A 15,211-nucleotide genomic window follows, 5' to 3' on the forward strand; every position below is an offset into this window, starting at 1 on the left:
ACGACGAGGGGCGGCCCCGGCGGCCGCCCCTTCTCCATGCCGGGGCCGTCACCCGCGCCGCCCGTCACCCGCGCCGCCCGCCGACCAGGGCCGCCAGCAGGGCCAGGGACGCCCCCGTGACCAGGACGGCGGTCAGCCCCGGACCGTCCGCGAGCCGGCCGCCGGCCAGGGCGCCGAGCGCGATGGCCGTGTTGAAGACCCCGGCGAACAGCGCGGAGACCGCTTCCGGGGCCTGCGGGGCGGCCGCCGAGAGCAGGTTCTGGGCGCTGACGGACACCCCGCCGTACGCCACCCCCCACACGATGAGCAGCGCCCCGGCGAGGGCCGCCGAGCCGGTGGCCGGGACCAGCAGCAGGACGGCGGTGCCGAGGAGCGCGGCGATCAGCCGCAGGGCGCGGCGCGGGTCGCGGGCCGCGAGCGCGCCGCCCGCGAAGTTCCCGGCGACGCCCGCCAGGCCGTAGCCGAGGAGCAGTGCGCTGACCAGGGCCGGGCCGGTGCCGGGGGTGCGCTGCAGCACGGGCCGGACGTAGGTGTAGGCCGCGAAGTGACCGGTGACCAGCAGGGCCGCGGTGGCCAGGGCCCGGCGGACGGGCGGGCGGCGCAGCAGGGCGGGGAAGGCGGCGAGGCGGACCGGCCGTTCGGCGGGCAGCGGCGGCAGCAGGGCGGCCAGGGCGACGGCGACGGCGCAGGCGCAGCCGGCCATCGCGGTGAACGCCCAGGAGCGGCCCGCGACCGAGCCGAGCAGGGTGCCGGCCGGTACCCCGAGCACCGAGGCGAGGGCGATGCCGCTGAAGATGACGGCGGTGGCCCGTCCGGCGGCCGGCCCGGGCAGCAGCCGGCCACCGAGCCCGGCGGCCACCGCCCACACCCCGCCGATGCCCACCCCGACCAGCACACGGGCGGCGAGCAGCACCGGGAAGGCGGGGGCACAGGCGGTGAGCAGGTTGGCGGCGGTCAGCAGGAGCAGCAGCGCGCACAGCACGGTACGCCGGTCGGCGCGGCGCACGGCGACCGGCAGCAGCGGGGCGGCAGCGGCGGCGGCCAGCCCGGGCAGGGTGAGCGCGAGCCCGGCGGTGCCGGCCGAGACGCCCAGGTCGCGGGCGAGGGAGGGGAGCAGGCCGACGGGCAGCATCTCGGTGGTGACGACGCTGAACGTGGCGGCGGCGAGGGCGAGCACGGCGGCCCACGGGCGGGCGGGCACGGGGCGGCCCGCGGCCGGGGCGAGCGGGGTGGAAACCATGGACGACAGCCTTTTCCCCACCCGGCCGGGGAACAACGGCGAACCGCTCACCGGGGCATGAGCGGAAGCCGTCGACACCGCGCGCGTGGGAGGGGTCCGCGTCTCCGGGCCGCGGCTGCGGGCGCCGGAGTGCGTGCGGGTGCTCGCCCGGGTGCCGGCGGGGCGGCAGCGGGACCGCGGGAGTGCACGCGTGCGAAGGGGCGCCCGGCACGGATGCCGGGCGCCCCTGTGCGCGGGCTGTGGCTAGGCGGCGGAGCCCGCCGCCGCGTCCGCCGCCTGGGCCTTCAGGGCGCGCTCGATGCCCGAGCGGGACTCCGAGACGAGGCGGCGCAGGGCCGCGCTCGGCTCGGCCGCGGCCAGCCAGGCGTCCGTCTTGGCCAGGGTCTCCGCCGAGACCTGGATGGCCGGGTACAGGCCGATGGCGATCTGCTGGGCCATCTCGTGCGAACGGGACTCCCAGACGCCCTTGAGCACCTCGAAGTAGGTGTCCGCGTACGGCGCGAGCAGCTCCCGCTGGTCGGTCTGGACGAAGCCGCCGATCACGGCTTCCTGCACCGCGTTCGGCAGCTTGTCGGAGTCGATGACCGAGGACCACGCCTCCGCCTTCGCCTCCGGCGTCGGCCGGGACGCGCGGGCGGTGGCCGCGTGCCGCTCGCCCGCCGCCGTCTTGTCCCGCTCGTACTCGCCGGCGATCTCCGTCTCGTCGTACCGGCCGACGGCCGCGAGCCGCTGCACGAACGCCCAGCGCAGCTCGGTGTCGACGGCCAGGCCCTCGACGGTCTGCGTGCCGTCGAGCAGCGCCTCCAGCAGGTCCAGCTGCTCCGGGGTGCGGGCGGTGGCCGCGAAGGCGCGGGCCCAGGCCAGCTGGTGGTCGCTCGCCGGCTCGGCCGTGCGCAGGTGGGCCAGGGTGGCGTCGGTCCAGCGGGTCAGCAGGGACTCGCGGGCGGCCGGGTCGGCGTACAGGTCGATGGCCAGCTTGACCTGGCGGTGCAGGGACTGCACGACGCCGATGTCGGACTCCTTGCCGATGCCGGACAGCACCAGGGAGAGGTAGTCGCGGGTGGCCAGCTCGGCGTCCCGCGTCATGTCCCAGGCGGAGGCCCAGCACAGGGCGCGCGGCAGGGACTCCGCGAAGTCGCCGAGGTGCTCGGTGACGGTCCTCAGCGACTGCTCGTCCAGGCGGACCTTGGCGTAGGACAGGTCGTCGTCGTTGAGCAGGATCACGGCCGGGCGACGGGTGCCGGTCAGCTGCGGTACGGCCGTCAGCTCGCCGTCGACGTCCAGTTCGATCCGGTCGGTGCGGACCAGCTTGCCGGCGTCGGAGAGGTCGTACAGGCCGATGGCGATGCGGTGCGGGCGCAGGGTGGGCTCACCCTTGGCGCCGGACGGCAGGGCCGGGGCCTCCTGGCGGACGGCGAAGGAGGTGACGACGCCATCGGCGTCGGTCTCCACCTCCGGGCGGAGGATGTTGATGCCCGCTGTCTCCAGCCACTTCTTCGACCAGGTCTTCAGGTCGCGGCCGGAGGTCTCCTCCAGGGCGCCCAGCAGGTCGGACAGGCGGGTGTTGCCGAACGCGTGCCGCTTGAAGTAGGCCTGCACGCCCTTGAAGAACTCGTCCTCGCCGACGTACGCGACGAGCTGCTTGAGGACGGAGGCGCCCTTGGCGTAGGTGATGCCGTCGAAGTTGACGAGCACGTCGTCCAGGTCGCGGATGTCCGCCATGATCGGGTGCGTGGACGGCAGCTGGTCCTGCCGGTACGCCCAGGTCTTCATGGAGTTGGCGAACGTGGTCCACGAGTGCGGCCAGCGCGAGCCGGGGGCGGCGGCCTGGCAGGCGATGGAGGTGTAGGTGGCGAACGACTCGTTCAGCCACAGGTCGTTCCACCACTCCATGGTGACCAGGTCGCCGAACCACATGTGGGCCAGCTCGTGCAGGATGGTCTCCGCGCGCACCTCGTACGCCGCGTCGGTCACCTTGGACCGGAAGACGTACTGGTCGCGGATGGTCACCGCGCCCGCGTTCTCCATGGCGCCCGCGTTGAACTCGGGCACGAAGAGCTGGTCGTACTTCTCGAACGGGTAGGCGTAGTCGAACTTTTCCTGGAACCAGTCGAAGCCCTGCCGGGTGACCTCGAAGATCGCGTCCGAGTCAAGGAACTCGGCGAGCGAGGGACGGCAGTAGATGCCCAGCGGCACGCTCTGCCCGTCCTTCTCGTACACGCTGTGCACCGAGTGGTAGGGGCCGACGATCAGCGCCGTGATGTACGTCGAGATGCGCGGGGTCGGCTCGAAGGACCAGACGTTGTCCTTCGGCTCGGGCGTCGGCGAGTTCGAGATGACGGTCCAGCCCTCGGGCGCCTTCACGGTGAACTGGAAGGTGGCCTTCAGGTCCGGCTGCTCGAAGGAGGCGAACACGCGGCGGGCGTCCGGGACCTCGAACTGGGTGTACAGGTACGCCTGCTGGTCCACCGGGTCGACGAAGCGGTGCAGTCCCTCACCGCTGTTGGTGTAGGCGCAGTCCGCGACGACCCGCAGGATGTTGCGCCCCTCCAGCAGGGCGGGCAGGGCGATCCGCGAGTCCTTGAAGACCTCGGCGGGGTCCAGCTGGTCGCCGTTGAGGACAACCTCATGGACGGTCGGGGCCACCAGGTCGATGAAGGACTCGGCACCGCCCCGGGCCACGTCGAAGCGCACCGTGGTCACGGACCGGTAGGTACCGCCCTCCTGCGCGCCGGAGAGGTCGAGATCGATCTCGTACGAGTCAACGGTGAGCAGCTCGGCCCGCTGCTGCGCCTCTTCGCGAGTCAGGTTTGTGCCAGGCACGCGGTCATCTCCTCGTTATGTGTCGGTTGCGCCATCCTTCCATGGGATCGACGGGGAAGGCGATGTCCCGTTGCCGCCGGTGGGCGCGGCGACGGCGCGGGACGCCGGCGCGGGCGCCGGGCAGGAGCGCCGCCGGGCAGAAAAGCGCTGCCGGACGGGCGTTCGGGGCCCGTCCGGCAGCGAGTGGTGCGGCGGCTCGCCTCCGCGGTCAGCTCACCACGATCACCACGACACCGCTGTCGACGAAGCCGTTGCGGTAGAAGTCGCCTCGGCCGAAGCGGTTGCAGTCGCCGTACCACCAGCCGCCTCGGTCGAAGCAGCCGCGGTTGGTGGACACCTGGTCCGGGGTGGCCGCCGAGGCCGTACCCGCGGCACCGATCGCGGCGCCGCCGGCCAGGACGAGCCCGGCCGCGGATGCTGCGAAGAGACGCCTCACGCGTTGTGCTTTCATTGGGCCTACCTTCCTTCCACGCCCTCGTGGGGGTTTCCGGTACGGGGGCGATGGCCGCGGCCGTGGTGGATGCGAACACGGCACGGTCGTGGGTTGCCGCGGGGGGCGAGAGCACGGCCTGCGCGCCGGGGCTGATCGGCCCCGTTGGGCAGGGCCCTCGCCGACGGCGGGCACACCGCCCGATCGCGGCCCTCCTCCATCACGCTAGCCGCCCATCGGTGGCTCAGCATCTCGGACGGCTGTGACCTGCGACGACGGGTCGCCGCCGATGCCGCCGGGGCCGCGCGTGCGCCGAAGGGGGCGACGGCGACCGGTGCGATCACCCGGCGCCGGAAGGCGTGCCGGGCGGGCGGGACACCGGGACCACGGGAAAACGCCGGGGGCGCCGGTCCCGCCCCGGGTACGGCGTACGCGCGTACCGACGGGAGGACGGCGCCCCCGGCGAACGGACCGGTGTGCGGCTCAGGCCTTGGCCCCGGCCCCGGACTTCACGTTGATGTTGGACGAGGTGGTGTCCTTCTTGGCCCGGGACTTGTCGAGCGCCATGACCAGGCCGGTGATGACCGCGAACAGCACCAGGGGGAGGACGACGTACAGCCCCAGCGTCTCGACGACGCTCAGGCCCTTGCCGGGGTCGTCGCCGTCGTCGCGGGCCAGCGCGAGCGCGGGGGACGACATGAGCAGCATCATCAGCGTCGTACCGGCGGCCAGGGCGCCGGCGCGCAGGGCGTTCTTCTTGTCCACGGAAATCAAGTTAGCGAACCGTCGTGGGGGCCGCGCGCCCGGGGGTGCCTTACCGGTGCGGGTCGGTGCCGTCGCGCAGCACCTCCAGCAGTGCCCTGAGCCGCCCGGAGGCCACCAGTTCCTCCAGCGGCACCGGCCTGCCCTCCCGGTCCGCGATCGGCAGCCGCCAGTTGGGATACTCGTCCCAGGTGCCCGGCAGGTTCTGCGGGCGGCGGTCGCCGACGCCGTCCGGGAGCCAGACCCCGACCAGGCGGGCCGGCGTGCGCAGCAGGAAGCGGTGGACGGCGCGGATCTCCTCCTCCTCGTCCGAGCCGGGCGGTCCGGCCGCCGGGCTGTCCAGCAGGCCGAGGCTGCCGAGCAGCGCGAGCCACTCCGCGGCGTCGGCGGTGGCCTCGGCGCGTTCCTCGGCCGCCGAACGGGTGAGCAGGCCGAGCCGGTCGCGCAGGCCGACGTGGTCGCCGATGAGGCGGGCCGCGGTGGGCGGCAGGTCGTGGGTGGTGGCGGTGGCCAGGCAGTCGGGGCGCCAGCGTTCGGGCGGCAGCGGGCGGCCGTCGCCGTCCCAGTCCCGTTCGAACCAGAGCACGGAGGTGCCGAGCACCCCGCGGCGCTGGAGTGCCTCGCGTACGCCGGGTTCGACGGTGCCGAGGTCCTCGCCGATCACGAGGGCCCCGGCGCGGGTGGCCTCCAGGGCGAGGACGGCGAGCATGGCCTCGGCGTCGTAGTGGACGTAGGTGCCGTCGGTGGGCGGGCTGCCCTCGGGGACCCACCAGAGCCGGAACAGGCCCATGACGTGGTCGATGCGCAGGGCGCCGGCGTAGCGGAAGAGGGCGCGCAGGAGCTCGCGGTAGGGGGCGTGGCCGCAGGCGGCGAGCCGGTCGGGCCGCCAGGGCGGCAGGCCCCAGTCCTGGCCGCGGGCGTTGAAGGCGTCGGGCGGGGCGCCGACGGACATGCCGGCGGCATACACGTCCTGCTGGGCCCAGGCGTCGGCGCCGGCCGGGTGCACGCCGACGGCGAGGTCGTGCACGATCCCGACGGGCATGCCGGCCTCGCGTGCGGCGCGCTGGGCGGCCCTGAGCTGGCCGTCGGTGAGCCAGGCGAGGCGGGCGTGGAAGGCGACGCGGCCGGCGAGCTCGGTGCGGGCGCGGGCGGTGTCCGCCGAGCGGGGGTCGCGCAGCCCGTCCGGCCAGCAGTGCCAGTCGGAGCCGTGGATCTCGGCGAGGGCGCACCAGGTGGCGTGGTCCTCGAGGGCCTGGCCGTGGGCGGCGCGGAAGGCGTCGTAGGCGGCCTGCCGCCCGGGGCCCAGCGGGACGGCGAGGACCAGTTCCAGCGCCTGCCGCTTCAGGTCCCACACGGCGTCGCGGTCGATGAGGGCGCCCTTGTCGAGGACGGCGGCGCGCAGCCGTTCGGCCTGGGCGAGCAGGCCGTTGAGCCGCTCGCGGTCCTCGACGTAGGCGAACTCGGGGACGTCCTCGACGCGCAGGTGGACGGGGTCGGGGAAGCGGCGGGAGGAGGGGCGGTAGGGGGAGGGGTCGGTGGGGGCGCCGGGTACCGCGGCGTGCAGCGGGTTGACCTGCACGAAGCCGGTGCCGGCGGTGCGCCCGGCCCAGCCGGCCAGTTCGGCGAGGTCGGCGAGGTCGCCCATGCCCCAGGAGCGGTGGGAGAGCAGGGAGTAGAGCTGGACGAGGAGGCCGTGGCCGCGGCCGGGCGGGGCCGGCAGCCGGTCGGGGGCGACGACGAGGTACGCCTGGCCGGTGCGCCCGTCGGGGGCGGTGGCGGTCAGCCGGTGGACACCGGGCGGGAGGCCGGCGAGGACCGCGTGCGCCGGGCGGACGGACCCGGCGGTCTCCTCGGCCTCGCGAGCCGCACCTGCCTCGGAGGTCTGCTGCGTCCGGGATGTGCCGGGGTTCTCCACCGCTCCCTCGGACCTGGCCGCCGTCGGCGGCTCCTCGGGCTCGACGTGCAGCCGGGTGCCGGCGGGCAGGGCGGTGAGGGCGGCGGGCGGTTCGGCGCCGGTCCAGTGGACCACCGTGGGCGGCAGCAGGCGCTCGCGCAGTTCCCGTTCCCGGGCGGCGAGGGCGGTGCGGACGGCGTCCGGGCCGGTCGCGTCGACGCCGAGGGCGGCGAGGGCGGCGGTCACGGCGGCGGCGGGGACCTTGACGGTGCGGTCCGGGGCGGGGCGGTAGGAGGTGGCGACCCCGTGCAGCTCGGCGAGCCGGGCGAGGTCCTCCGCGAGGTGCTCGTCGTGCGCCGCGGCCATCTACAGTCCCGGCGCGAAGGAGTCCGGGACCGGGTCCGACTCGCTGGTCAGCGGTGCGGCCTCGGCGAGCGGGGGCTCGCTGGTCAGGGGCTCGGCGTCGGGCAGCGGGGGTTCGCTGGTCAGCGGTGTCTGCGCGCACGCGCTCTCCGCGCTGAAGACGCACAGCGACGCGTCGTGGGGGGCGGCGGACGGGTCCGCCACGGGTTTGAACGGGGCCGGGAGCGTGAGTCGAGCGGGTGCGCCCACGGAGGGCCTCCTTGTCGGTGTGCCGGATGCTGTGGCTATGGACGGGTTACGGCAGGCCTACCCAGAGACGCCGACGCCACGCGCGGCAAAAACCGGCGGCCGGGGTGATCCGCCGCCGGTCCCGTGATCGATAGAGGGGGTGTGAGACTGTTCCGCCCCATGGGGGGCCAGCGGGAGAAGGACGACGGCGGCGGGGACGCGGCGCTGTTGCGGGCCGTCGCCCGGGGGGACGCGGCGGCGATGGCCGCCCTGTACGACCGGCACGCCGGGTGGCTGCACGCGCGGCTGACCCGGCGGTGCGCCGATCCGGAGCTGGTGCGGGAAGTGCTGCAGGACACGTTCGTCACGGTGTGGCGGTCGGCGGCCGGGCACCGCGGGCAGGAGGCGGGCGGCTGGCTGTGGACGATCGCGGCCCGCCGGCTGGTCGACGCGCGGCGGGCGCAGGAGCGGTCCGCGCGGGTCGCGGCGCCGCTGCCGGAGCCGGAGTCCGCGGGGCGGTACGAGGCCGCCGCCGCGCCGTCCGCCGAGGACCGGGTGCTGGCCGCCCTGGAGTACGGCGACGTCGGTACGGCGCTCGACCGGATCTCGCCCGAGCTGCGCGAGGTGCTGCGGGCGACGGTCGTCGACGGGCTGAGCACCCGCGAGGCCGCCCGGCTGCTCGGCATACCGGAGGGCACGGTCAAGTCCCGGGCCCGCCGCGCCCGCGCCGAGCTGCGCGAGGCCCTCGCCCAGCTGAACCCGTCCCCGCTGGGAGGTACGGCATGACGCGTCCCGACAGGCGGCACTGGCACGCCTCCGACGACCTGGTCGCCCGCTATGCCGAGGGCGTCCTGCCGGAGCCGGACGCCTGGTCCCTGGAGAAGCACGTGGAGGACTGCGCCCGGTGCGCGTCCCGGGTGTCGGCCGCGGTACGCGGTACGGCGGCGGACGCGGTGCTCGCCCGGGTACGGGCCGCGGTGCTGGAGTCCGCTCCGCTGCCGGAGGGTGCCGTGCCCGCGGTGCCGGGGCCGGCCGGAGCGCCGGCGCTGCCGGGGCCCGTCGCCGGGCCGTCGGCGCCGGGTGCCGTACCGCAGGGTGCCGTGGCGGCGGGGGCGCCGGCCGTCGGGGCGGCCGGGCCGGCGGTGGGGCTGTCCCGGTGGGTACGGCTGCTGTGGGCTGCCGGGCCCGCGGTGCGCGGGGCGTGGCTGCCGGCCGTGCTGGGCGTGGCCATGGGCGCGCCGGCCCTGTCGTACGGGGCCGGGCTGCCGGGGGCGCGGGCGCTGCTGCTGGCGATCGCTCCGGTGGTGCCGGTCGCCGGGGTCGCCCTCTCCTACGGCCCGCACGCCGATCCGCTGCACGAGGTGGCCGCGGCCACGCCCGGCGGCGGGCTGCGGCTGGCGCTCACCCGTACGGTCGCCGTCCTGGCGGTGAGCCTGCCGCTGCTGACCCTGACCGGGCTGCTGCTGCCCGCCTCGGGGGCCCCGGCCGCGGCGGCCTGGCTGCTGCCGGCGCTGGTGCTGGCGCTGGCCACCCTGGTGCTGGCCCCCTTCGTGGGGTGCCGGGCGGCGGCCGGGGTGACCGGGGGCGGCTGGCTGTGCGCGGTGCTGGGGCCGGTGGCCGTCGCGCCGGGCGGTGCGGTGACCGGCCGGCTGGCCGAGCAGCTGTCCCGCTGTCTGGACGGTGCCGCCGCGCAGAGCGGCTGGGCGGCGGCGGCCGTGCTGAGCGCCGTCCTGCTGACCGGCCGCCGCCCCGCGTACGACCGCCCGCTGCGGCGCTGAAGGGCGTCCCCCACCTGTCCGCGGCGTCGAGCCGCCCCCCCCCCGACCGACTCCGGGGCCCGACCGTACGTCGCGGCCCCGCACCCGACCGACACCCGGCACCCGGCCGACCGTCGCCGGCCCCGCGCGCGACCCGTTTCGCGGAGCGGCCGGCCGTCACGGTCCCGTGCCCGGCCGATCCGCGGGACCCGACCGGCTGTCGCGGCCCCGCGCCCTGTCCTGGAGAGACATGAGTTCCCTACGTGTGTCCGGCCTGCGGGTCCGGCATCGCAAGACCCTCGCCCTCGACTCGCTCGACCTGGCGCTCGGCACCGGTGTGCACGGACTGCTCGGGCCGAACGGGGCCGGGAAGACCTCGCTGATCCGGGTGCTGGCCACGGTGGCGCGGCCGGACGCCGGCCGGGTGGAGCTGCTCGGCGAGGACACCGCCGGCCACCGCGGGCTGGCCGGGGTGCGGCGGCGGCTCGGCTATCTGCCGCAGGAGTTCGGCTACTACCCGGGTTTCACGGTGCGGGAGTTCGTCGCGTACGTGGCCTGGCTGAAGGAGGTGCCGGCGGCGCGGGTGCCGGCCGCCGTGGAGCGGGCGGTGGCCCGGGCCGGCCTCGGGGACCGTATCGACGCGAAGGTGCGGACGCTGTCGGGCGGCATGGTCCGCCGGGTGGGCATCGCGCAGGCGATCGTCAACGACCCGGCCGTACTGCTGCTGGACGAGCCGACCGCCGGTCTGGATCCCGAGCAGCGGGTGCAGTTCCGGGAGCTGCTGCGGGAGCTCGGGGCCACGGCGACCGTGGTGGTCTCCACCCACCTGGTGGAGGACGTGGCGGCCGCCTGTACCGAGGTCACCCTGCTGGACCGGGGGCGGATCGCGTACCGGGGCACGCCCGGGGCGCTCAGCCGGCTCGGGGAGGCGTCCGGCGGGCCGGGCGACCATCCGATCGAGCGCGGGTACACGGCGGCGCTGAGGGCGCACCGCGCTCCGGGTGCCCGGGAGGCGGTGTGATGGGCCGCGCCACCGGACAGCGGGGGACAGGGCCGGTGCCGGCGCCGGACTCGGTGCCGGAGGCCGTGCCGCGGCCGACGTCCGAGCCGGGGCCGCCGTCGGGGCCGCGTGCGGGGTCGCATTCGGGGCCGCGTTCGAGGCGGGGGCGGGCGCCGCATCCGCTGCGGGCGGAGTGGCTACGGGGTTTCGCGCCCGGGGCCGGCGCCGCGGTCGTGCTGACGTCCGGCGCGCTGCTGGGCGGGACGGCGGACCGCTGGCAGGGCGGCTGGTCGGAGACCGCCGTCCAGGTGCACACGGCCATGGTGATCACGCTGCCGCTCGCCGCGGCGGCGGGCTGCTGGCAGGGCGGCCGGGAGCGGCGGCGCCGTACCGAGGAGCTGTGGGCGACGACCGTACGGCCGCCGCTGGCCCGGCTGCTGGTGGCGGCGCTGCCCGTCGCGCTGTGGGTGGCCGTCGGCTATCTCGTCGCGGGCGCCTCGGCCATGCTCGCCACCTGGCCCTACGCCCGGGGCGACCGGCCGCACCCGGCCCTGCTGCCGGGGGACGCGGTCGCGATGGCGGCCGGCGCGCTGGCCGGGCACGTGCTGGGCCGGGTGGTGTCCACGCGGCTGGCGGCGCCGCTGCTGGCGATGGCCGGCTACGTGGGGCTGGCGGTCGTGGCCCTGGATGGTCCGGCCGCCGCCCGGCCGCTCAACCCGGCCGCCCTGGTCGCGGTCGGTGAGCTGCCGGTGTGGTGGCAGCCGTGGGCGATGGCGGTCTGGACCGGCGGGCTCGCCTGTGCCTGCGCGCTGGCGTACGCGGCGCGGCGCCGGGTGACGGCGCTGCCGCCGCTGGCGCTGGCGCTGGCCGCCGGCGTGCTGCTCGCACAGAGCGGGGAGGGTCTGTGGCACGCCGACCCCCTGACCCGCCGCCAGGTGTGCGACACCTCCACGACTCCGGCGGTGTGCGTGAACGCCCGGTACGCGGGGATGCTGCCGCAGGTCGGCGATGCGCTGGCGGGGGTCACGGGCCGGCTGGAGGGGGTGCGGAACCTGCCGGTGCGGTGGGCCGACCACGGCGGCGCGCCGCGCGCCGGCGAGGCCGAGTTGCCGGGCCTCATCCCGCTGGGCTGGTCGGCCGTACGGGGGCGGCTGACCGATCCGGAGCGGTTCGCCTGGGAGGCCGCCGGCGCGCTTTCGCTGCGCGGCGACTGCCCGGAGGAGCAGCTGAGCGAGCGGGTGCAGACGACGGACGACGCGGTGCGGGGCTATCTGGCGCCGCACGCGGCCCGGGACGACCTGGACCGCTTCGACCCGGAGCGGGCGGCGCTGCGCGAGGCCCGCGCGCGGCTCACCCGCATGGACGGACACGAGCGCCGGGAGTGGCTGTCGGCGTACTTCGCGGCCCGGGCGGGCTGCCACCCGGAGGAGGTCCCCGCACTGTGACCACGCCCCACGGCCCCGTGCCACCGTTCCACGACCCAGCGCCGCCGGCCCACGGCCCCGTGCCACCGTTCCACGACCCAGCGCCGCCGGCCCACGGCCCCGTACCACCGTTCCACGACCCAGCGCCACCGTTCCACGACCCAGCGCCGCCGGCCCACGGCCCCGTACCACCGTTCCACGACCCCGTACCGCCGGCCCACGGCCCCGTACCACCGTTCCACGACCCCGTACCGCCGGCCCACGGCCCTGCCCCGGCGCCCCACGGCCCCCTGATGACGCCCCACGACCCCGTACCGCCGGCCCACGGCCCTGCCCCGGCGCCCCACGGCCCCGTGATGACGCCCCACGGCCCGGTGCCGGTGGCGCACCATCCCGCGCCGCCGCCCCGCACCCCCGTCCCGACAGCCCGCACGCCCCTGCCCCCGCCCCCCGGCCTGCTGCTGTACGCCCGCTCGCGGGCGCTGCCGCTCACGCTCGCGGCGCTCGTCGGTACGGCCCTCTTCGCGGTGTGGGCGGCCGGCCGGCTGGACGCCTACCTGGACCCCGACCGCCGGGTGCCGGTCGTCGCGCTGGCACCGCTGCTGGCGTCGGCGGTGATCGGGACGAGCCTGTACAGCGCCTGCGACGAGCTGGACCGCACGGCCGTCCGGCCGTGGTGGCCGCGCCGGCTGGTGCAGCTGGCCGGGCTGACCGTGCTGGCCGCCCTGCTGGTGGCGCCGGCCGTGCTCGGCCACGCGGAGACCTTCGGTCCGCCCGCCGTGCTGCGCAACACCCTGGGCTGCACGGGGCTCACCGCGGCGGCGGCCGTGCTGCTGGGCGCCCGCCTCAGCTGGCTGCCCGCCTTCGCCTACGTGAGCGCCGTCTACCTGGCCTCCGGCATGGCCCGCGGACGCGCTGCCACGGTGTGGGCGTGGCCGGTGCAGCCGGGCGCCCAGGGGGGCGCGTGGGCGACGGCGGTGACGGCGTTCGTACTGGGCGCTGCCCTGTACGCGGTACGGGGCGCCCGCCCCGAGGGGGGTGCCGGCTAGGCGCCGCCCCCTGTCGGCCGACCGGGCGCCCACCTGTCACGGGCGCGGACACGGCGGACCGGATCAGGGGCCTGTCCGACCATGCGCGCGCGGCCGCCCTCCGGGCGACGACGGCAATGGCCGGACACGCCCTAGGCGGAGACCCCGTCGATCCGGGCCAGTGCGTCGTCCGCGCCGTAGGGCTGCAGGTACGGCAGCCACCGCGGGTCCCGGTGCCCGGTACCGATGATCCGCCAGGCCAGTCCGGTCGGCGGAGCCGGTTTGTGCCGCAGCCGCCAGCCCAGCTCGACGAGGTGGCGGTCGGCCTTGACGTGGTTGCAGCGGCGGCAGGAGGCCACCACGTTGTCCCAGACGTGCTTGCCCCCGCGGCTGCGCGGGATGACGTGGTCGACGCTGGTTGCGACGCCACCGCAGTACATGCACCGGCCCCCGTCGCGCGCGAAGAGCGCCCGCCGGGTGAGAGGAACGGGCCCCCGATAGGGGACCCGGACGAATCGCTTGAGCCGGACCACGCTGGGTGCGGGGAGGGTCACGGTTGCGCTGTGCATATAGGCGCCGGATTCCTCGAGGGAGACGGCCTTGTTCTCCAGGACGAGGACGAGCGCGCGGCGGAGCGGTACGACGCCGAGCGGCTCGTACGACGCGTTGAGGACCAGGACATGCGGCACGGGTGCCTCCTTGGGCGTCGGCGGCGCGTGGCTCGCGCCGGGACGAACTGTGGCCAGTCTCCCCTCACGCCTGGCGGAAGCGCCACCATGTCCCGGTAACGGGCTGGGAGTGTTTTCGACCACATCCGATTCATCCCCCGGATCATGGCCTGTTCAAGCCCGCGTGAGTCCTGTCTCTCCTGCACGCCTCCTGCGCGGATCGGCCCGAGGCACCCACAATGCCCCGTTAGTGTGGTGAACCTGTCCGTCCGGTGACCTTTTCGTGACCTTGACCGCCCACCGGTACGGACCGCGCAGCACCTTGGAGGTACCTGCCGTGTCGTCCCTGCCCGCCGCCTTGACGGCCGCCGGTGCATCGCCGTCCCCGTCGCCGTCGCCCTCCGGGTCGGCCCCGGCCGTGCCGACGCTCCAGGACGCCCAGGAGAGCGCGACGAACGCGGCGAGCTGGGTCGAGCAGAACTGGCAGACCTGGCTCGCGATGGGCCTGCAGATCCTGCTGGTCCTGGCGGTGGCGGTGGCGCTCAGAGCGGTGGTGCGGCGGGCGATCACCAAGCTGATCGACCGGATGAACCGCACCGCGCAGGCCGTGGACGGCACCGCGCTGGGCGGGCTGCTGGTCAACGCCGAGCGGCGGCGGCAGCGGGCGGCGGCGATCGGCTCGGTGCTGCGCTCGGTGGCGAGCTTCGTGATCCTCGGGACGGCGGCGCTGATGGTGCTGTCCACCTTCAAGATCGACCTGGCGCCGCTGCTGGCGTCCGCCGGTGTCGCGGGCGTCGCGATCGGCTTCGGCGCCCGGAACCTGGTCACGGACTTCCTGTCCGGCGTGTTCATGATCCTGGAGGACCAGTACGGCGTCGGCGACACGATCGACGCGGGCGTGGCGTCCGGCGAGGTGATCGAGGTCGGGCTGCGCGTGACGAAGCTGCGCGGTGAGAACGGCGAGATCTGGTACGTCCGCAACGGCGAGGTGAAGCGGATCGGCAACCTCTCGCAGGGCTGGGCGACGGCCGGGGTGGACGTGACCGTGCGGGCGAGCGAGGACCTGGAGCGGGTCAGGGCCACGCTGGACGAGGTCGCCGAGAAGATGGGCAAGGAAGAGCCCTGGAACGAGCTGCTGTGGGGGCCGGTGCAGGTCCTCGGTCTGGACTCGGTGCTGATCGACTCCATGGTCGTACGCGTGTCGGCGAAGACGATGCCGGGCAAGTCGGTGACGGTGGAGCGGGAGCTGCGCTGGCGGATCAAGCGGGCGTTCGACGCGGCGAGCATCCGGATCGTGGGCGGTGCGACCGCGGTCGAGGACCAGGCGGACGCCCCCGACCCGACGGCGACGGTCGCGGCCCCGTCGGTGTACGCCAACGCGGACTCCCCGCAATCGGCGGCGGCGTCCCCGATCGCCGCCCAGCGCCCGGCGCCCCCGGCGAAGTAGCCGGCCGGGCCGGGCGGCCCGGTACCCACCACGCCCGTACCACCGCGCCCCCGAGGTAACGACTCCGTCGCCTCGGGGGCGCCGTGTATTGACGCCCGCTTCCCGCCGGGCTTACGTTCCTCCCACTCGAACAGGAAAGTTTCCTAA

At 75.9% G+C, this 15,211-nt stretch carries 13 protein-coding genes; 6 read left to right on the top strand and 7 right to left on the bottom strand.

All coding sequences use genetic code 11. The annotated features are described in order from the left end of the window. Positions 1-64: 64 nt before the first annotated feature. The 6 genes from ABZ576_RS03595 to ABZ576_RS03620 form a co-directional block, all read right to left on the bottom strand. Complete coding sequence (locus ABZ576_RS03595) at positions 65-1,240, bottom strand: MFS transporter (RefSeq protein ID WP_360735310.1); 1,176 nt, start codon at positions 1,238-1,240, stop codon at positions 65-67. A gap of 243 nt (positions 1,241-1,483) precedes the next feature. Next, entirely contained in the window at positions 1,484-4,063 is a 2,580-nt protein-coding gene (gene pepN / locus ABZ576_RS03600) for an aminopeptidase N (RefSeq protein ID WP_360735312.1), read from the bottom strand. 208 nt (positions 4,064-4,271) lie between these two features. Beyond that, positions 4,272-4,499 carry a hypothetical protein gene (locus ABZ576_RS03605; RefSeq protein WP_360735314.1) on the bottom strand — a complete coding sequence of 76 codons (228 nt, stop codon included), beginning with the start codon at positions 4,497-4,499 and terminating at the stop codon, positions 4,272-4,274. A gap of 477 nt (positions 4,500-4,976) precedes the next feature. Then, positions 4,977-5,258, bottom strand: a complete 282-nt coding sequence (locus ABZ576_RS03610) for a hypothetical protein (RefSeq protein ID WP_360735316.1) — start codon at positions 5,256-5,258, stop codon at positions 4,977-4,979. A gap of 49 nt (positions 5,259-5,307) precedes the next feature. Next, on the bottom strand, positions 5,308-7,515 hold the full coding sequence (gene malQ, locus ABZ576_RS03615; RefSeq protein ID WP_360735318.1) for a 4-alpha-glucanotransferase: 2,208 nt from the start codon (positions 7,513-7,515) through the stop codon (positions 5,308-5,310). After that, complete coding sequence (locus tag ABZ576_RS03620) at positions 7,516-7,761, bottom strand: hypothetical protein (protein ID WP_360735320.1); 246 nt, start codon at positions 7,759-7,761, stop codon at positions 7,516-7,518. 159 nt (positions 7,762-7,920) lie between these two features. Between ABZ576_RS03620 and ABZ576_RS03625 the strand changes: the two genes are divergently transcribed. The 5 genes from ABZ576_RS03625 (at position 7,921) to ABZ576_RS03645 (ending at position 12,970) form a co-directional block, all read left to right on the top strand. Next, positions 7,921-8,526 (top strand): RNA polymerase sigma factor, encoded by a 606-nt coding sequence (locus ABZ576_RS03625; RefSeq protein ID WP_360735529.1) that lies wholly within the window; start codon positions 7,921-7,923, stop codon positions 8,524-8,526. Then, the gene (locus ABZ576_RS03630; protein WP_360735322.1) at positions 8,523-9,518 is read left to right on the top strand and encodes a zf-HC2 domain-containing protein; all 996 of its coding nucleotides are present in this window, start codon (positions 8,523-8,525) and stop codon (positions 9,516-9,518) included. Before ABZ576_RS03625 ends, ABZ576_RS03630 begins: the two co-directional genes overlap by 4 nt. A 229-nt stretch (positions 9,519-9,747) precedes the next feature. Continuing rightward, positions 9,748-10,518 carry an ATP-binding cassette domain-containing protein gene (locus ABZ576_RS03635; protein WP_360735324.1) on the top strand — a complete coding sequence of 257 codons (771 nt, stop codon included), beginning with the start codon at positions 9,748-9,750 and terminating at the stop codon, positions 10,516-10,518. 212 nt (positions 10,519-10,730) lie between these two features. Then, positions 10,731-11,942 (top strand): hypothetical protein, encoded by a 1,212-nt coding sequence (locus ABZ576_RS03640; RefSeq protein ID WP_360735326.1) that lies wholly within the window; start codon positions 10,731-10,733, stop codon positions 11,940-11,942. A gap of 335 nt (positions 11,943-12,277) precedes the next feature. Then, a complete protein-coding gene (locus ABZ576_RS03645; protein WP_360735328.1) occupies positions 12,278-12,970 on the top strand; it encodes a hypothetical protein in 693 nt (230 codons plus the stop codon). Between the two features lie 131 nt (positions 12,971-13,101). On the opposite strand, the gene ABZ576_RS03650 is transcribed toward ABZ576_RS03645, so the two are convergent. Continuing rightward, positions 13,102-13,638, bottom strand: coding sequence for an HNH endonuclease (locus ABZ576_RS03650; RefSeq protein ID WP_030608086.1), 537 nt, complete (start codon positions 13,636-13,638; stop codon positions 13,102-13,104). A 316-nt stretch (positions 13,639-13,954) separates the two neighbouring features. On the opposite strand from ABZ576_RS03650, the gene ABZ576_RS03655 reads away from it, so the two are divergent. Then, positions 13,955-15,064: a mechanosensitive ion channel family protein gene (locus ABZ576_RS03655; protein ID WP_360735330.1), complete on the top strand. Its 1,110-nt coding sequence runs from the start codon at positions 13,955-13,957 to the stop codon at positions 15,062-15,064. Positions 15,065-15,211: the final 147 nt, after the last annotated feature.

Source organism: Streptomyces sp. NPDC013455 (assembly GCF_040632975.1).
Lineage (GTDB): Bacteria > Actinomycetota > Actinomycetes > Streptomycetales > Streptomycetaceae > Streptomyces.